Genomic DNA, 15,500 nt, shown 5'->3' with positions numbered 1-15,500 from the left:
GTGTGCCCGCGCCCGCACTGTGTCCGCCGTGCCGTGCGGGGTCACGCTCGTACGGACGCGCGCCGGAGCCCGTACGCGACACAGCACAGGAGTCTCCCCATGACACCACCCGAACCTGCCGACGTCACCCGCGTGACCTGCGTGGGCGCAGGAGTGATCGGTGGCGGCTGGGCCGCCCACTTCCTCGCCCGCGGCTACGACGTGACCGCCTGGGACCCGGACCCGGAGGCGGAGTCCAAGCTGCGCCGGCTCGTCGACGCCGCCTGGCCCGCACTCGTCCAGCTGGGTCTCGCCGAGGGCGCCAGCCGGGACCGTCTCACCGTCGCCCCGACGCTCGAGGGGGCCTGCGCGGAGGCGCAGTTCGTCCAGGAGAGCGCTCCGGAGCAACTGGACCTCAAGCGTGACCTGCTGGCCCGGCTGGACGCCGCGACCCCTCCCGGCGTCGTCATCGCCTCGTCCACCTCCGGCTATCCGATGACGGACATGCAGACCGAGGCGGCGGACCCGTCCCGGCTGCTGGTCGGCCACCCCTTCAACCCGCCGTACCTGATTCCGCTGGTAGAGGTGGTCGGCGGTGAGCGGACCGACCCGGACGCGGTCGCGTGGGCCGCCCGGTTCTACGACACGACCGGCAAGTCCGTGATCACGATGGACCGTGAGCTGCCCGGTTTCATCGCGAACCGGCTGCAGGAGGCCCTGTGGCGGGAGGCGCTGCACATGGTCGCGAACGGCGAGGCCACGGTGCGGGAGATCGACGACTCGATCACCGAGGGTCCGGGACTGCGCTGGGCGTTCATGGGACCCTGCCTGACGTTCGCGCTCGCGGGTGGCGAGGGCGGCATGGCGCATATGCTCGACCACTTCGGGCCCTCCCTGAAGGCGCCGTGGACCCGGCTCGAGGCCCCGGAGCTGGACCGGAAGCTGTACGACGGCATGGTCACCGGCTGCGCGGAGGCCGCGGCCGGACGCTCCAGCGCGGACCTCGTCGCCGAGCGCGACCAGGGCGTGATCGACGTGCTGCGGGCCACCGGCCGGCTGCCCGGGCAGCCGGTCCCGGGGCGGGGCGGTGCCCCCTCGTGACCGACGGCCTGCCGCCGCACGTCGAGAGGGTGCGTCCAGCCTGGATCGACTACAACGGCCACCTCAGTGAGGCGTACTACGTGCTCGTTTTCGGACACGCCACGGACGCGATGATGGAGGCGACGGGGCTGGACGGCGCGTACCGCGCGGCCACCGGATGCTCGCTCTACACGGTCGAGTCGCATGTCCGCTACCTGCGCGAGGTGCGGGACGGCGCCGAACTGCGCGTGCGTACGCGGGTCCTGGGCGTCGACGCCAAGCGGCTCCGCTTGGCCCACGAGATGTACGCCGAGGGCGGCACCGAGCCGGTCGCCACGACGGAGTTGCTGGGCCTGCACGTCGCCGCGTCCGGCGTCGTGCCGTTCCCGGAGGAGGTGCGCGCGCGGTACGCGGCGCTCGCCGAGGCGCCCCCGGCGTGGGCGGGGCGGGCCATCGGGCCCGTACCGCGGGGGTGAGTCGCCGGCGTACGGCGGTCACTCCGCGCCCGCGCTCGTACCCGCGCCCGCGCTCGTATCAGCCCCCGCGCCCGCTGGCACGTCAGCGGGCGCGGGCGCTGACGTAGCTGTCGATCCCGTCGAGGAGTCGCTGGAGTCCGAAGTCCAGGCTGGGCCGGATGTCGTTGTACGCGTTCCCGTCGGGTTCGAACATGTCGGCGGCGACCATTTTGGACAGAGTGGGGAACCGGGCCTCGTCGGTGAGGTGTTTCATCGCCACGGCGTACTCCTCGCCCATCCTCTCCACCGGTACGCCGGTGCGCCGTGGGCTCTCGGAGAGGTCGGTAGAGGTCCTGGCCAGGTCGCGGACGGCCCCGGAGACGAAGATGACCAGGTGGAGCATCTCCTCCTGCTCCAGGCCCACTTCGGAGACGTGGTGCAGGAGGGTGTCGAACCAGGCGAGCTGGTTGGGCCCGAGGGGCGGGGTGTTGGCGGCGACGCGCAGCAGCCAGGGGTGCTGCGCGTAGACGTCCTGCACGGCCCATACCCAGGCTTGGACGCCGGCCCGCCAGTCCCCCTCGGGAGTATGTGCCGGGGGAGGGGGGCCGATCGCCGTGTCGTAGATGACGTCGACGAGTTGCTCCTTGCCGGGGACGTAGCGGTAGAGCGACATCGCCGTGTAGCCCAGCCGGCTGGCGACGGCCTGCATCGAGAGGGCGTCGAGGCCGTCGGCGTCGGCGATCTCGATGGCGGTCTCCGCGATGGCCTCGACGGACAGACCGGGCCGCGGGCCGCGACTGGGCGTGTTCCGGTCGCCCCAGAGGATCTCGATGCTGCCCTTCTGCGGGGCTTTCGTCCTTCGCCGGGGTGCCAAACGTGTCCACCGTCCTTCGTAGCTTGACGCCATCCTAAAACTGTGTAGTACTTAAACTTAGTATATGCAATATACAGTTTCGCTTCGGGGAGGTGCGACGAATGACGGCACACCACGCGATCGAGGCCCGCGGGCTGCGTAAGTCCTACGGCGCGGTGACGGTCCTCGACTCGGTCGATCTGCGAGTCGAACACGGCACCATGCTCGGGCTGTTGGGCCCGAACGGCGCTGGGAAGACCACCTGTGTGCGGATTCTCAGCACGCTGCTCGCGGCCGACGGCGGCACGGCCACGGTGGGGGGAGTTGACGTACGCGGTGCGCCCCGCGCCGTGCGCGCGTGCATCGGCGTCACGGGCCAGGACACCGCCGTGGACGAACTGCTCACCGGCGAGGAGAACCTGGTCATGATGGGCCAGCTCTTCCGACTGCCGCGCACCACCGCTCGGCGTCGCGCGAGCGAGCTCCTGGAGCGGTTCGACCTGGTCCAGGCCGCCGGCCGTCCCGTCCGGACGTACTCGGGAGGTATGCGGCGCAGACTCGACCTGGCCGTCAGCCTGATCAACTCACCGCCCGTGCTCTTCCTGGACGAGCCGACGACGGGTCTCGACCCCACCAGCCGCACGGCCATGTGGGAGACCATCCGCCGGCTGATGCGGGGTGGCACGACCGTGCTGCTGACCACGCAGTACCTGGAGGAGGCCGACCAGCTCGCCGACCGCGTCGCCGTCCTCAACGACGGCCGAGTCGTCGCCGAGGGTACGGCCGGCGAGCTGAAGCGCAGTGTCGGATCCGAGCGGGCCGAGCTGACCTTCACCCCGGCGGACTTTGCCAGGGCCGAGGAAGTCCTCGGCGGCGAAGACCTCGGTCAGCACTGCCTCAGCCTGCCGGTCGAGAGCCCCGCGTGTGTCCGGGACCTGCTCAATCGCGCCGCCGCCACGGACCTGCGTATCGAGCACTTCGCGCTGCGGGAGCCGACACTCGACGACGTGTTCCGCACGCTGACCACCGCTGACGGCGGCGGGACCGGGGCCCGTGCCGGCGCCAACGCCCGCGTCGACACGGCCGTACGCACGGCCGCCACCATGGGAGATCACGCATGAGCCAGGCACTCGCGCCCAAGCCGTACCCCGAGTTCGTCCTCGCCCTCGGCGACTGCGCCGTCCTCGTCCGCAGAAGCATGCGGCACCTCACCAGGAACATCGACCAGATCTTCCAGACGGTCCTGCTCCCGATCGTGCTGCTTCTGCTGTTCCGCTATCTCTTCGGTGGCGCGGTCCAGACCGGCGGGCCGAGCTACGTGAACTACGTGATCGCCGGAGTCCTCGTCCTCAGCGTCACCTTCAGCGCGTCAGCGACCGCCGTCGGCGTGACCAACGACCTCCAAGAGGGAATCGTCGAACGGTTCCGCACCATGCCGATGTTCAGCTCCGCCATGCTCGTCGGACATGTCGTCTCCGCCGTGCTGCGCAACGGCGTATCGACCGCGCTGGTCATCGGCGTCGGCTGGCTCGTCGGTTTCCGACCCTCGGCCGGGCCCGGGGAGTGGCTGGCCGCGCTCGGCATCCTGCTGCTCTTCACGACCGCGATCTCCTGGCTGGCCACGCTGCTCGGCATCCTGGCGCGCAGCGTCGAGGGGGCCAACGGACTCGCGATGATCGTCGTCTTCCTTCCCTACGCCAGCAGCGCGCTCGTGCCCTCCGAGACCATGCCCTCCGTGCTGCGCGCGTTCGTGGAACACCAGCCCGTCACCCCCGTCGTGGACGCGGTACGCGGACTGCTGGTCGGGACACCGCACGGCGACAGTGCCTGGTCGGCACTGGCCTGGTGGGTACCCGCGCTCGTGCTCACCGCGGCTCTGACCATCCGGCACTTCCGGCGCCGTACGAACGCCTGACGACGGGAGCGGCGAATCGACCGACGTGTCCCGCTGCCGAGCTGTCGAGCGGTGTGAACCTGCAAGGTCGGACCCTCGCGGCGTGACGCGGGGCGATCACCGGACGCGTGGCGGAGATGTGAGGAGGTCGACGCACGGGAGGAGTATACCCCGCAGGGGTATGTTACCTTCTCGTGCGGGGTACCCGGTGGGGGTACTCTCGAAGGAGGGCATGTATATGTCAACGGTCAGTCCAAGACGTTGGTGGGCCTTGCTCGTGATCGCCGTCGCCCAGTTCATGGTCATCATGGATGTGTCGATCGTGGGCGTCGCACTGCCGGAGATGCAACGCGAACTGGGCTTCTCCGCGAGCGAGTTGCAGTGGGTGATCAACGCCTACGTCGTCTCTTTCGGCGGTCTGCTGCTGCTCGGCGGTCGCCTCTCCGACCTGCTGGGCGCCCGGCGGGTGTTCGTCGCCGGTTGGGTCGTCCTCATGGCGGGATCGGTGGTCGCGGCCCTGGCGGGTTCGGCCGGGACCGAGATCGTGGGCAGAGCGGTGCAGGGCATGGGCGGCGCGCTGATCGCGCCCTCCGCGATGACCCTGCTCATGGTCCTGTTCAGCCACGACTCGAAGGAACTCGGCAAGGCGATGGCCGTGTACGGTGCCGCCGCGCCGGCCGGCGGCACCGTGGGGGTCTTCCTCGGCGGCGTGTTCACCGAGTGGATGAGCTGGCCGTGGATCTTCTGGATCTACCTGCCGATCGGTGTCGCCACACTGCTCGCCAGCAAGCTGCTGCCGGACATCGGCAAGAGCCGGGGCGCCGTGGACGTACTCGGGGCCGCCGCGGTCACCCTCGGCCTGGCACTCGCGGTGTTCACGGTCGTACGCGCCGAGATGGAGGGTTGGGCCTCCGCCACCACGGTGTTCGGCCTGGCCGGGGCCGCCGTGCTGCTCGGCCTGTTCCTGGTGCTCCAGAGGACGGTGCGCTCCCCGCTGATGCCACTCGGCATCTGGCGTACGCCGCGCCTGGCCTCGGCCAACCTGGCGATGGCGCTGCTCGCCGCCTCCTGGATTCCGATGTGGTACTTCCTCAACCTCTACCTCCAACAAGTCCTCGGTTACGGCGCGTTCGCCGCTGGCGCCGCCCTACTGCCGATGACCACGCTGCTCATGGTCTTCATGATCGGGATCACCGGCAGGCTGATGGGACGGTTCGGGATGAAGCCGCTGCTCTCCGGCGGTCTCCTGATCCTCGCCCTCGGACTGGTCTGGCTGGCGGCCGTGGAGCCGACGGGCGTGTTCGTGGTCGACGTGTTGCCCGCCTCGCTGGTCGCCGCGCTCGGCATGTCCCTGGCCTACATTCCGGGCCTGATGGCCGCCATGTCCGGTGCGCCGCAGGAGCAGGCGGGTCTGGCCTCCGGCATCGTCAACACCACCTACCAGGTGGGTTCGGCCCTCGGCCTGGCGGCCCTCACCTCCATCGCCACCTCCGCCGGAGCCGATCAGCTCGGCAATCTGCCGGCGCTCACCGACGGCTTCAGTGCCGCGTTCATCGGCGCCGCGGTGGTTGCCGCCGTCGGCGCGGTGCTGACCGCGCTGTTGATGCGGGGTGACCACGGTGCCGCGGCGGATGCTGAGGAGTCCGCCCCCGAGGCGGTCTCCGAGTCCGTCCCCGCGGAGAGGTCGAGCCAGGGGGCCGGTGTCTGACGGGCGGACCGTCGCTCGCCGGTCACACACGCCGCCGCCCGAGAGCTCGACGAAGCCGCCCGATGCCGGACTACGGCGTCGGGCGGCTCCGTTCTTGTCGTCCCGTCGTCCCGTTGCCGCGCACACCGTCAGGAGGAATCCACAGTGCACCCCATGACTCGTGTCGTTCACGCCCCCGAGGACCCAGCCAGTCAGCACCAGGAGCGGGCGGAAGGACGTCCGCTGAGCGTCCCCATCCACCAGTCCTCCGCCTTCGCATTCGACTCCGCGGACGCGCTTGCCGAGGCGATGGCGGGGCCTGACCGGGCCTACGTCTACACCCGCCGCGGCAACCCCACCGTCCGTACGCTCGAACGCCTGCTGTCCTGCCTGGAGGGTGGACACGCCGCGCTGGCCACCGCCTCAGGTATGGGCGCGATGAGCGCCGTCCTGCTGGCGCTGCTGCGGCCGGGAGACCATGTCGTGGCCCAGCGTTGCCTCTACGGCGGCACCCACTCCGTGCTGGCCGATCTCGCCGAGCGGTACGGAATCGACGTCGACCGCGTCGAGGGAGACGACGCAGCCGAACTGTCCGCCGCGCTGCGTCCGGGCACGACCCGCTTACTGCTGTTGGAGACGATCGCCAACCCCACCTGCCAGGTGCCGGACCTGCCCGCGCTGCTGGCGACCGCGAGGGCGGCCGGAGTGGTGTCGGTGGTCGACAACTCTCTGGCCTCGCCCGTCCTCTGCCGCCCCATCGAGCACGGGGCCGACATCGTCGTGCACTCCACCACGAAGTATCTGGGCGGGCATTCGGACGTGCTCGGCGGGGCCGCCGTGTTCGCCGCTCCGGAGTTGTACGGCACGGTGTGGACGCGGGCGGTGGAACTGGGCGCCGCGGCCGATCCGTTCGCCGCCTGGTTGACCGTACGCGGCATTCAGACCCTGCCGTTGCGGATGCGACAGCACTGCGCGAACGCGGAGCTGATCGCCGGAAGGTTGGCGGCGCACCCTCGGGTGCGGAGGGTCTTCTGGCCCGGGCTTCCCGGTCATCCCTCCCGAGCCGTGGCCGAGCGGGTGTTGGAGGGCGGAGGCGGGATGCTCGCGTTCGAGTTGGCCGGCGGGCGCACGGCCGGGCGGGAGTTCGTCGAGCGCGTCCGGGTGGCGCGGTTGGCCCTGTCCCTGGGGGGCGTCGAGACCCTGGTGACCCATCCCGCGAGTACCTCTCACAGGGAGCTCGACGAGGGGGAGTTGAGCGCCGCGGGGGTCAGCGTCGGGCTCGTGCGGGTGGGGGTGGGCATCGAGCACCCGGAGGACCTGTGGAAGGACCTCGAACAGGCGCTTGACCAGGGGCTCGACCGGTCCTGACGGCTCGCGCCGGGGCCGCGGTCGGGCCGGCCAGCCCGCTGGTTGGCCCGACCGCCTGCCGGACGCCTCGCAAACTCGTCTCTTTTTTGGTTTGACAAAAAAATTGTCCTGGCAATAAATTAGTTCCTGTCAGAGGAGTCTGGTCACAGCGAACGGGGAGCCACCATGCGCTACTTCGACGATTTCCGGACCGGTGACGTGCACGAGCTGGGCACGGTGACGGTGACTGAGGAAGACGTGCTGGACTTCGGGCGGCGATTCGACCCGCAGCCCTTCCACATCGATCCGGACCGGGCCGCACAGAGCCCGTTCCAGGGCCTGGTGGCCAGCGGATGGCACACCGCCTCGCTCTTCATGCGCCGTTACGTCGACGGGCTGCTGGCCTACAGCGCCTGCGAAGGGTCGCCCGGCGTGGACGAGTTGCGTTTCCACCGGCCCGTACACCCAGGTGAGGTGCTCACCGCCAGGTTCGAGGTCCTTGGCAAGCGGCCCTCACTCGGAAACCGCGCCACCGGCATCGTGCAGCCTCGCTGCCAGCTGGTCGCCGAAGACGGGACTGTCGTGTTCAGCATGATCCTGCACAGCATCTTCCGGCGTCGTCCTGCCGCATCCCCCGCGTCGATGCCCGCGGCACAGGACCCGGTGCCCTGTGCGGGGAGTCGCTGAACACGACAGTCCGTACATCCACCCGACCAGTACGACCATGAGGGAGGTCCATCCATGGAGGCGGTATCCCGCACCGCACAGTGGACGGCAGCGGCCCGGGCACTGGAGTCCGAGCGCGACGACGCGCTGTTCAACGACCCGTACGCCCGGACCGTCGCGGCGGACACCGGGTTCACGCTCCTGGAGCGGTACGCCGGAGCCGGCACCGTACCGTTCCTGGCCATCCGCACGAAGTACCTGGACGAGGCCGTGGTACGCACCGTCGCCGAACGCGGCATCCGGCAGGTGGTGTTCCTCGCCGCGGGTATGGACACCCGGTTTCACCGGTTGCCGTGGCCGGACGGCGTCACGGTCTACGAGCTGGACCGGCCCGCTCTGCTGGAGGCGAAGGAGCGGCTGCTCGCCGATGCCCGGCAGCCGTCCGGACGCGAACGTCACGGAGTGGCCGTCGATCTCACCGAGGAGTGGACGGGTCAGCTGAAGGAGGCCGGCTGGAAGTCCGACGAACCGGTGCTGTGGGTGGTGGAGGGGCTGCTCTTCTTCCTGCCTGAGCAGGCGGTGCGCGACCTGCTCGGCACCCTCTCGGGGCACAGCGCTCCTGGTTCCGTGCTCGCCGGTGACGTCATCAGCCGGGCGGCGCTGCGGAATCCGTTGTCCAGGACCTTCCTCTCGGCTCTCCGGGAGGACGGCAACCCCTGGCTGTTCGGCACCGAGGAGCCCGAGCAGCTGCTGGTGGACTGCGGTTGGGCGCCGCGCGAGATACGCCAGCCCGGTGAGGAGGGGGCGGACTTCGGGCGCTGGCCCTATCCGGTGGCCTCCCGGGACGTCGCCGGCGTGCCCCGTTCCTTCCTGTTCACCTGCGACCTGCCTTCCGATGAGGGGACCGCGTCATGACTTCCGTACCGCACACCACGGCCGCGACTCCGGAGGAGTTCCACCAGCGGGTCATCAGCGACGCCGCCGCGGCGGTCCGCGGCCTCACCGTGGCTCTCGGAGAGCGCCTCGGCCTGTACCGCGCCCTCGCGGAACACGGGCCTCTCACCCCGGACGGCCTCGCCGAGCACGCGGGCATCGCCCAGCGGTACGCGGTGGAATGGCTGCACGCCCAGCTCAGCGCGGGGTATGTGGAGCATCAGCCCGACTCGGACCGGTACCACCTGCCCGCCGCGCACGCCGCCGTCCTCGCGGACACCCGCGCACCCACGTTCACGGCGGGTTTCTTCACCGCGCTGCGTGCGCTGTACGCCACCGAGGACGCGCTCGTCGAGGCGTACCGCAGCGGTGAGGGGGTTGGCTGGGCTGAGCACGATCCGTGCCTGGACACCGGTATGGGCAGTTTCTTTCAGCCGACGTACGAGCACAAGCTGGTGTCGGAGTGGTTGCCGGCCCTGGACGGCGTGACGGCGAAGCTCAAGGCCGGCGGCACGATCGCGGACGTGGGCTGTGGTGTCGGACATACCACCCTGCTGATGGCCCGTGCCTTCCCCAAGGCCACCGTCCGCGGCTTCGACTACTCGGAGGAAGCCGTCGGCCTGGCCCGCGAGCTCGCCGAGGAGGCCGGCCTGAGCGAGCGCGTCACCTTCGACGTGGCCACCGCCGACGACTACCCGGGTCAGGACTACGACCTGGTGACGCTGTTCAACTGTCTGCACGACATGGGCGATCCGGTGGCCTCGGCCCAGCACGTGCACAAGTCGCTGCATCCCGAGGGCACCTGGATGCTCGTGGAGTCCAACGCCTGCCCTGACGACGTGTGCTGCGACTGCAGCCCCGCCGGGAAGATGTTCATGAGCCTCTCGGCTGTCATGTGCCTGCCCGTCGCCGTCGCCCAGCGTGGACCGCACGCGCTCGGCAACCACTCGGGGGAGGAGGCCTTCCGCGCCATCGCGGCCGACGCCGGGTTCACCCGCTGGCGCCGCGCCACCGAGGCCACCGCGCAGATCATCTACGAAGCCCGCCCCTGAAGCCGAACGGTCACCGGGTTTCCCCGACACCGTCTCAGGATCTCCGGCCTGTCGTTCGGACCTCTGCGGGCTCGCGGCCCCCGGCACGCACATCTGCCGCGTTGTCGTCTCAACACGCAGGTGCGGCTGCGCTCGTTCCCCTCGACCGTCGACCAAGGGAGACCCCCCCCTTGGCCTCGCATCCGCACGCACCAGTCCCCGCTCCCTGATCCACGAAGATCCAAACGACACGACTAGGAGGGATCACCATGGCCGTCGCGGCTCTGCCGGTCACGGACCGCTTCCACGAAGTGCTGGACCGGCTCAGCAGCAAGTCGATCGAGGACTACTACAACCCCTACCTGCGGTTCGACTGGCCAGACCGGCTCGACGAGAACCGGATGTGGATGAGTCCGGACCTGCTCACCCCGTACGGCACACCCCACTTCGACGAGCTGGGTGAGGAGACGCTCATCCGGCTGTCCAAATGGGAGAGCATCAACTTCTACAGCCTCAACGTGCACGGCATCAGGGAACTCCTGTTGGAGGTCGTCGCCCGGATTCACATGCCCGGTTTCGAGGTGCCCTCGGACTTCTTCCACCACTTCATCGGCGAGGAGAACGAACACATGTGGTTCTTCGCCGAGTTCTGCCGTCGCTACGGAGACAAGATCTACTCCTCGACGGCGATGCGGGCCGGCGCCGGGTGGGAGCCGGAGGTGGAGAACTTCCTGGTCTTCGCGCGCGTGCTGTTCTTCGAGGAACTGGTCGACCACTACAACAGCCGGATGGCGCGCGACGATTCGCTGTGCGACACCATCCGGCAGGTCAACCGCATTCATCACCAGGACGAGTCGCGACACATCGCCTTCGGCCGTGAGCTGGTCTCGCTGCTCTTCACCCGGATGTGCGAGGTCGTGGACGAGTCCCGGCGTGCGGAGGTGGAGGCGTACCTCAAGCGGTATGTCGTGTACAGCATCAACTCGCTCTACAACCCGCACGTCTACCGGGACGCCGGCGTGCCCGATCCGCTCGCCCTGCGCAACGCGCTGTTGGCCGACGAGCGGCGACGCCCGATCGAACGCACCGTGATCCGCAAGCCGCTGTCCTTCTTCCGGAAGACCGGCATCTTCACGGACGACGCCCTGCCGACCGTCTGACCCCTCCATCACGACCGCGAGGTGGCTTTCATGCCCACGTCCATCAGTCAGACCCTGCCCCCGACCGAACCGGCGGTCAGCAAGCAGCCGGGCCTCCCCTCACACGGCCCCGAGGACACCGCCCTGCTGAGGTTGCTCGACGACACCTTCGAGAGCTGGGGGGTGGCCGCGGGAGCACGCGCCATGACCATGCCGCCACTGCTGCCCGCCACCGACCTCGCCCGACTGGACTACTACGAGAACTTTCCGCACCAGGCGGTGGTCGCCACACCGCTGGACCTCACCGGGGACGAGGGCCTGTCCTTCTGTGACGAGACAGGCTGCTTCCCGTGCAGCAATCTGCAACCAGCTTCGCTGGGCCTGCCCAGCGCCTCCTGTTACGCCGTCTACCTCGACCTCGAAGGCCGTACGGTGGCCGACGACACCCTGGTCACGGTGGTGAGCTGGTGCTTCCGCAAGGAGCAGCAGTACGAGGGTCTGCGCAGGCAACTCGGCTTCCGCATGCGGGAGATCGTGGCGCTCGGCAGCCAGGAGCATGCCGAGGAGCACCTGTGCTCCCTCTCGGAGCGGATCACGTCCTTCGCCGAGGCGCTCGACCTGCCGCTGCGTAAGGAGGCGGCCACCGACCCGTTCTTCGACAAGGGAGGGTCCAAAGCCGTTCTGCAGCGGCTGATCCCGGTCAAACACGAGTTCCTGTTCGAGGACCTGGCGATCGCCTCGGTCAACACGCACCGGAACTTCTTCGGCGACCGCTGCTCGATCTCCCGGCCCGCCGGCGGGCCGGTGTTCACCAGCTGCGTCGCCTTCGGCCTGGAGCGCTGGCTGTCCGCGCTCAGTCGGCGGCACGGGAGCCGGGAAGCGGCGGCGGACGCTGTCGTCCGGGCCAGGTCGGCGCTCTGACATGTCGACCCGACCCGTCGCCAGGTCGCCTGGCGGGCCGGGCTGGGCCAATCTCGGCATGGACATCGTGTCGGTCACGCGTGTCCAGCGCCTGCTCGACGAGCACGGCGAGCACTTCTTCACGCGGATGCTCCGCTCCGGTGAACTCGAGGACTGCTCCACCGGCACCGGCCTGGATCTGCTCGGCCTGTGCGGGCGTATCGCGGCCAAGGAAGCGGCGTTCAAGACCCTGCGGGTGCGCAACCAGCTGCTGCCCTGGCGGGACATCGTCGTCCGTCGCGCGGACGGCGGCTGGCCGCTGGTGGAACTGCGCCACCGTGCGGCTCGGATGGCGGCCGAGGTCGGCATCCAGGGGATCACCGTGAGTATCAGTCACGACGTGGACTACGCGGTGGCCGTCGCCGCCCCCATCGTCGGCGAGCCGGTCGCCGTATCCGGCACGGGGTCCAACGGCCCCCAGCACACACAACCGAACCAGCACAGTGAGGAGTACCCCCATGTCCGAGGGTCTTGAGCAGGTCAAGCAGTGGATTCTCAAGCGTCACCCGGAGCGTACGGACATCGCACCCGACACCGACCTCATCGACAACCGTCTCATCGACTCGCTGTCCTTCGTGGAGTTCGTCTTCCTGCTCGAGCAACTGAGCGGCAGGTCGATCGACATGGACACCCTGGAGGTCGACGAGATTCGCACGCTCGCCGCCATCGAGGAGCAGTTCTTCAAGGCCGAGGTGCACTGAGCCGGAGGCCGGGCCGCCCCGGTACCGGGGCGGCCCGGCCTCCGGGCCCTGCCGCCACCTCCGCCTGCAGGCGCATCACAATCGGGAAGGGGAGCGAGACCATGAGCCGACGGCGGCTGGCCGTGAGCGGGTCCCTGGTGGCCAGCCACCTGGCGACGCCCCGCGGGCACTTCAGCGACCGGCGACCCGCCGGAGGACCGGACGGCGGCTCGGGCTTCGCGTCGTCGCCACCGGCCGACGCACGCGAGGTGCGGTGGGACGGAGCGGCCGGGAACATCTGCTACGGCCTCGGGCTGTTGGGTCTGGACCCCGTGCTGGTGGGCGCCGCCGGCGCCGACTTCGAGCCCTACCGATTGCACCTGAAGAGCCATGGTGTGGACACCGATTCGGTATGGGTCAGCGACACCCGGCCCACCGCGCGTCTCGTACGTACGAGCGACCGCTGCCGGAACCGGAGTGCCGACTTCCACTCCGGGGCCATGGCCGAAGCCCGGCATATCGACCTTGGCCGGGTGCTCGCTCGTACGGGCCGCCTCACGCTGATGGCCGTCTGTTCCGACGACCTCGCCGCGATGCGCCGGCACACCCGCGCCTGCCGCCGCCTCGGCGTGCCCTTCGCCGTCGGTCCCTGCCGGCAACTGGATCATCTGGACCGCGATCAGGCGCGGCAACTCGTCGACGGGGCACGCTGGCTCCTCACCGACGAGCACGAGAGTGCCCTGCTGCGGGAGAGGACCGGCTGGACGGAGGAAGCGATTCTGGGCCGCGTCGACTGCTGGATCACCACGCTGGGCGGGGCCGGGGCGCGGCTGCGCCGCGAACGGGCCCCCGCGGCGGAGGTCCCGGCCGTCCCCGTCTCCGGGGTGGTGGACCGAGCCGGAGCGGGCGACGCCTTCCGGGCCGGCTTCCTGGCCGGCACGGTCTGGGGGGCTCCGCCGGAGCGAGCGGCGCAGCTCGGCTGCACCCTGGCCGCGACGGTGCTGGACTACATCGGCACCCAGGAGTACCGGCTCTACCGGGATTCGCTGTTCGCCCGGATGCGCGACGCGTACGGTCCGATCGCGCTGGCCCGACTGCTCCCCTTCCTAGGGGCGTTGACCTGACGGCACCCCGTACCACCACCCGCCCGGCCTCCTGTGCGGCACGTCTCCCGGGGGGCGTCGGAGCGGGCCAGTCTGACCACCAACCAATACCGAGGGGGCGACGATCCCATGAGGACACGGGACCCGCATCTGCCGGGCCGGCTGCTGCTGGCCGAGCGGGACACACTGCTGCCGCGGCTGCGCCGGCTGCCGGAGACCGCGTTCACGCTGCGTACGGCGTGCCCCGGCTGGTGCGTTCGCGAGGTGCTCGCGCACTGTGGGGCGGCGCTGCTTCGTATCGTGGAGGGCCGCACGGAAGGCGCGTTCAGCCCGGAGGCGAACGCCGCCGACGTGGCGGAGCGGGAGCACTGGCCCGTGGACCGCGTCCTGGACGAGCTGGAGCGCGGCTTCAGCGAGGCCGGGCCGGTCATCGCCGCCGGCGACGGACGGTTGGACGTCATCGGGCTCGGGGAGTGGGTGCACGCGGGCGACGTGCGGGACGCGCTGGGAGAGGCGGACGCGTACGACGGGCCGGGCACGGGCGAGGCGCTGTCCCTGCTCGAGGTGGTCAGCCGGGAGCGCGAGACACCGCGGGTGCACGTGGGGCTACCCGGCCGGGCGGAGCCGCTGCTGCTGGGCAACGCCGTGCCGGGACGTCCGCCGGCCCGGCTGACGAGTGACGCCTCGACCCTGGTCCGGCTCTACACCGGCCGGCCGCTGGTCGGCACCCGCTACACGCTACGAGGCGCCGAGGAGTCGGAACTCGTCGTGTACGGCTGATCCCGCGACCCGGCCGGCCGGTCAGGCGGCCGGCCGTTCGTAGTCGGTAAGCCACCCGGGTTCGCTTCCCGGGCCGTGGGTAAGCGGTGGCTTCCCCATCATGTGGTCCGGACGACCTGGAACGCCTCGGCCAGTCGCCCGGGGGGCAGGCCGGCGGCCGTGGCGTGCTCGGTGAGCCATTCCCGCAACAGCCCGGTGAGGTCGTCCAGATGAGCTGTCTGGGAGGTGTGCAGCCGAAGCCCCTCCACCTTACGTTCGAAGAACCCGGTCACGTCCATGTACTGGTTGGGCCGTGGTCCGGTCATCAGCCAGGTCTCGTCCACCGTCCAGGGGTCGAGCCCCTCGTCCCGGAGGAGCGTCGGATACGCGAACGGGTTGCGGGCCTCGGGATAGATGGCCCGAAGGGCCGCCTCGCCCACCGACCGGTGATCGGGGTGAGTGTCGGCGATGCGGGCCCAGTTGATCTCCGGGCTGGGGATGATCACGCGGTCGGGACGGGTCTCGCGAATGACACGGCACAGGTCGCGGCGAAGCGCCGGGTCGGGTTCGACGAGGCCGTCGGGATAGCCGAGGAAGCGTACGTCGCGGACACCGCTGAGTTTCGCCGAGTGCACCTGCTCGGCACGCCGCAGGTCCGCCATGGCCTGCCTGGGCAGTTGCTCGTCATAGCCGCCCGCGCCGCCGTCGGTGACGATGCAGTACGTCGCCTCGGTGCCCCGCTCGATCCAGTGCAGCACCGTGCCGCTGACGCAGAACTCGATGTCGTCGGGGTGTGCCGCCACCACCAACAGGCGGTCCGGAGCGCCTCGGTCGACAGGTCGGGGTGTGGATTCGTCCATGGCCGTCAGCCTGTTGCCGGTCGGTGGCGTACTGCAAGAGGAGGTTCCTGGCGGACCCGCGACATGGCACTTAC

General features: G+C 70.0%; 17 protein-coding genes. 15 read left to right on the top strand and 2 right to left on the bottom strand.

What is annotated here, in order from left to right; all coding sequences use genetic code 11:
* The first annotated feature begins 99 nt into the window (after positions 1 to 99).
* Both AN216_RS02770 and AN216_RS02765 read left to right on the top strand, forming a co-directional pair.
* Entirely contained in the window at positions 100 to 1,080 is a 981-nt protein-coding gene (locus tag AN216_RS02770) for a 3-hydroxyacyl-CoA dehydrogenase NAD-binding domain-containing protein (RefSeq protein ID WP_070194955.1), read from the top strand.
* Positions 1,077 to 1,535, top strand: coding sequence for a thioesterase family protein (locus tag AN216_RS02765; RefSeq protein ID WP_070194954.1), 459 nt, complete (start codon positions 1,077 to 1,079; stop codon positions 1,533 to 1,535). The genes AN216_RS02770 and AN216_RS02765 overlap by 4 nt, the downstream gene beginning before the upstream one ends.
* Before the next feature lie 82 nt (positions 1,536 to 1,617).
* Here the strand turns inward: AN216_RS02765 and AN216_RS02760 are convergent, their stop codons facing one another.
* Positions 1,618 to 2,388: a TetR/AcrR family transcriptional regulator gene (locus AN216_RS02760; protein WP_070194953.1), complete on the bottom strand. Its 771-nt coding sequence runs from the start codon at positions 2,386 to 2,388 to the stop codon at positions 1,618 to 1,620.
* 101 nt (positions 2,389 to 2,489) lie between these two features.
* On the opposite strand from AN216_RS02760, the gene AN216_RS02755 reads away from it, so the two are divergent.
* The 13 genes from AN216_RS02755 (at position 2,490) to AN216_RS02695 (ending at position 14,587) form a co-directional block, all read left to right on the top strand.
* Positions 2,490 to 3,488, top strand: a complete 999-nt coding sequence (locus AN216_RS02755; protein ID WP_079166179.1) for an ATP-binding cassette domain-containing protein — start codon at positions 2,490 to 2,492, stop codon at positions 3,486 to 3,488.
* A complete protein-coding gene (locus tag AN216_RS02750) occupies positions 3,485 to 4,282 on the top strand; it encodes an ABC transporter permease (RefSeq protein WP_070194952.1) in 798 nt (265 codons plus the stop codon). Before AN216_RS02755 ends, AN216_RS02750 begins: the two co-directional genes overlap by 4 nt.
* Before the next feature lie 217 nt (positions 4,283 to 4,499).
* On the top strand, positions 4,500 to 5,969 hold the full coding sequence (locus AN216_RS02745; RefSeq protein WP_070194951.1) for an MFS transporter: 1,470 nt from the start codon (positions 4,500 to 4,502) through the stop codon (positions 5,967 to 5,969).
* Between the two features lie 153 nt (positions 5,970 to 6,122).
* Entirely contained in the window at positions 6,123 to 7,316 is a 1,194-nt protein-coding gene (locus AN216_RS02740) for a trans-sulfuration enzyme family protein (RefSeq protein ID WP_070194950.1), read from the top strand.
* 165 nt (positions 7,317 to 7,481) lie between these two features.
* The gene (locus AN216_RS02735; RefSeq protein WP_070194949.1) at positions 7,482 to 7,982 is read left to right on the top strand and encodes a MaoC family dehydratase; all 501 of its coding nucleotides are present in this window, start codon (positions 7,482 to 7,484) and stop codon (positions 7,980 to 7,982) included.
* A 54-nt stretch (positions 7,983 to 8,036) separates the two neighbouring features.
* The gene (locus AN216_RS02730) at positions 8,037 to 8,876 is read left to right on the top strand and encodes a class I SAM-dependent methyltransferase (protein ID WP_070194948.1); all 840 of its coding nucleotides are present in this window, start codon (positions 8,037 to 8,039) and stop codon (positions 8,874 to 8,876) included.
* A complete protein-coding gene (locus AN216_RS02725; protein WP_070194947.1) occupies positions 8,873 to 9,946 on the top strand; it encodes a class I SAM-dependent methyltransferase in 1,074 nt (357 codons plus the stop codon). The genes AN216_RS02730 and AN216_RS02725 overlap by 4 nt, the downstream gene beginning before the upstream one ends.
* Before the next feature lie 248 nt (positions 9,947 to 10,194).
* Complete coding sequence (locus tag AN216_RS02720; RefSeq protein ID WP_070194946.1) at positions 10,195 to 11,085, top strand: diiron oxygenase; 891 nt, start codon at positions 10,195 to 10,197, stop codon at positions 11,083 to 11,085.
* Between the two features lie 30 nt (positions 11,086 to 11,115).
* Positions 11,116 to 11,985 (top strand): class-II aminoacyl-tRNA synthetase family protein, encoded by an 870-nt coding sequence (locus tag AN216_RS02715; RefSeq protein WP_079166178.1) that lies wholly within the window; start codon positions 11,116 to 11,118, stop codon positions 11,983 to 11,985.
* A 1-nt stretch (position 11,986) separates the two neighbouring features.
* Entirely contained in the window at positions 11,987 to 12,499 is a 513-nt protein-coding gene (locus AN216_RS02710; RefSeq protein ID WP_070194945.1) for a holo-ACP synthase, read from the top strand.
* Positions 12,483 to 12,725 (top strand): phosphopantetheine-binding protein, encoded by a 243-nt coding sequence (locus tag AN216_RS02705; protein ID WP_070194944.1) that lies wholly within the window; start codon positions 12,483 to 12,485, stop codon positions 12,723 to 12,725. Before AN216_RS02710 ends, AN216_RS02705 begins: the two co-directional genes overlap by 17 nt.
* Before the next feature lie 101 nt (positions 12,726 to 12,826).
* Positions 12,827 to 13,828: a PfkB family carbohydrate kinase gene (locus tag AN216_RS02700; protein WP_070194943.1), complete on the top strand. Its 1,002-nt coding sequence runs from the start codon at positions 12,827 to 12,829 to the stop codon at positions 13,826 to 13,828.
* 108 nt (positions 13,829 to 13,936) lie between these two features.
* Complete coding sequence (locus AN216_RS02695; RefSeq protein ID WP_070194942.1) at positions 13,937 to 14,587, top strand: maleylpyruvate isomerase family mycothiol-dependent enzyme; 651 nt, start codon at positions 13,937 to 13,939, stop codon at positions 14,585 to 14,587.
* Between the two features lie 98 nt (positions 14,588 to 14,685).
* Here the strand turns inward: AN216_RS02695 and AN216_RS02690 are convergent, their stop codons facing one another.
* Positions 14,686 to 15,426 (bottom strand): PIG-L deacetylase family protein, encoded by a 741-nt coding sequence (locus tag AN216_RS02690; protein WP_070194941.1) that lies wholly within the window; start codon positions 15,424 to 15,426, stop codon positions 14,686 to 14,688.
* Between the last annotated feature and the right edge of the window lie 74 nt (positions 15,427 to 15,500).

Source organism: Streptomyces oceani (assembly GCF_001751245.1).
GTDB classification, from domain to species: domain Bacteria; phylum Actinomycetota; class Actinomycetes; order Streptomycetales; family Streptomycetaceae; genus Streptomyces; species Streptomyces oceani.
The sequence above is the reverse complement of the archived record's forward strand: the minus strand, read 5'-3'. Positions and strand labels throughout refer to the sequence as shown.